The sequence below is a fragment of the Paenibacillus glycinis genome (genome assembly GCF_009909185.1).
GTDB lineage: Bacteria > Bacillota > Bacilli > Paenibacillales > Paenibacillaceae > Paenibacillus_Z > Paenibacillus_Z glycinis.
This window is the reverse complement of the sequence record NZ_JAAAMV010000052.1, coordinates 1-1,592: the sequence shown is the minus strand read 5'-3', so window position 1 is coordinate 1,592 and position 1,592 is coordinate 1. Positions and strand designations below refer to the sequence as shown.

Below are 1,592 nucleotides of genomic sequence, written 5' to 3'. Positions count from 1 at the left end.
AAGTAGAATCCACTACACATTGTATCCACATGCAACCTACGTTAAGCGATTGGGGCCGCCTCGTTCATTATGACTAACGGGCAACGATAGTTGAACTAAATGGATCTCCTGCAGCTTGCAGTGGATCCTTTTCTTCTTTGCAACGAAATCTCAAATAGCCGCGTATAACCTTGCAGAAGAGGAAAGGAGGCGTTGGCGGTGGGAAGTTTTCTACTCATGCTACTTGGGCTTTTCAATGTGTTATTTCCGTACCCGGCATGGTACCTTTCGATCGGCTGGCGCATAAAGGATGCCGAACCGACGGAAGCGGCGCTCTTCACGAACCGTGCGGTTGGTATGATCGCTAGTTGGTCTCGTCATTATGATTTCGAGCTGTTCAATTGGAGGCGGCGGGAGCTCCGGCTTCGCGTCTACATTTCAGAAGCGGCTGCTTGCCGGCGAGGTGCAGGAGATCAAGATCGACATCCCGGCCAATACGCCGTCCTTATCCGAGGAAGAGCGTGCCCAGGCAGTCGACCTGAAGGCGCATGCGCCGATGGACGGATTCACGCTAGGTATGAGTTATAGCGGTGCGGGCGGGGCGACGATCATTTACAAGGACGGGACGACGGACGAACTACTCATCGGTACTTCGGGCGGCATCGAACTGATCCCGAGATCGGGTGACAAGGCGTACCTGTTTAAAAGCGACGAGCTGGAAAGCTTGTTTCGTACGTGGATGAACCGTACAGGTTAAGGGCTGGAGTGGATTGCAGTCTGTGCTTGTGGATTATGCTCCCTCGGTTGAATTACCAAATCAAATCCAGATTAGGTTCGATGTTGCAGCTGATCAAGTTCAATCAATAAAAGCTCACCTTGAAATCATGTTTCAATACGAGCCAGGAACACTAAAATTTATTGATATCTAGCGAGGTGCCATTGAGTTAGCGGGGAACTATAGTTACATTTCATTTTCTCAAAGCGTATTGATATCAGGGACAGGTGATGGAATCTGCTGAAGAAACTTATATCGTGGCTTATTTCGTTTCTGGTGGTAGGGGCAGCATTCGCCGTCGTGGCAATCCTAAATATTGAGTTCGGAATGTTCGACTCGCCTGGAGAGGCGAGGCTGGCGATATACGGTGTGATTTTATTGGTGGCTGGTGTATATGTGGCTGTTACGTGGCGAAGACGCCTTTGAAGTTAGTTAAACGACTGGAACGATAGCTCAGTTCTGATCCGACGGCAGCCGTCGTTGCGCTAACGAGCAGCAGGATCATGTGATGGCAATGCCAAATTAGTAAAAAAAATTACTATCAGTAAGGTAACCGAAATAAAAACTATACGAGGTGATGGAATCTTGAGTGCAAGCGGCTGGATTATCCTAATTCTAATTTTGTTCATTCCTGTTATTTACCGACTAAATAGACGAATCGGTCACCTCGAGGAAGAAGTAAGCAAGCTTAAAAATGCCAATCGGAACTGAACTATTGCAAATTAAAAAGTTATTAAACACAACGGCAGCCGGCTATATGTGTGAACTGCACCCCGTCAAGTAGACAGTATAAATAAACGAAAATTATTTAAGCGGCCTTGGTCCTAAATTCCATCGG

1 protein-coding gene is annotated in these 1,592 nt (G+C 47.4%); it reads left to right on the top strand.

Features of this window, described 5'->3' with window-relative positions:
• The first annotated feature begins 361 nt into the window (after positions 1-361).
• Positions 362-736, top strand: coding sequence for a hypothetical protein (locus tag GT019_RS31485; RefSeq protein ID WP_161747400.1), 375 nt, complete (start codon positions 362-364; stop codon positions 734-736).
• The last annotated feature ends 856 nt before the right edge of the window (positions 737-1,592 follow it).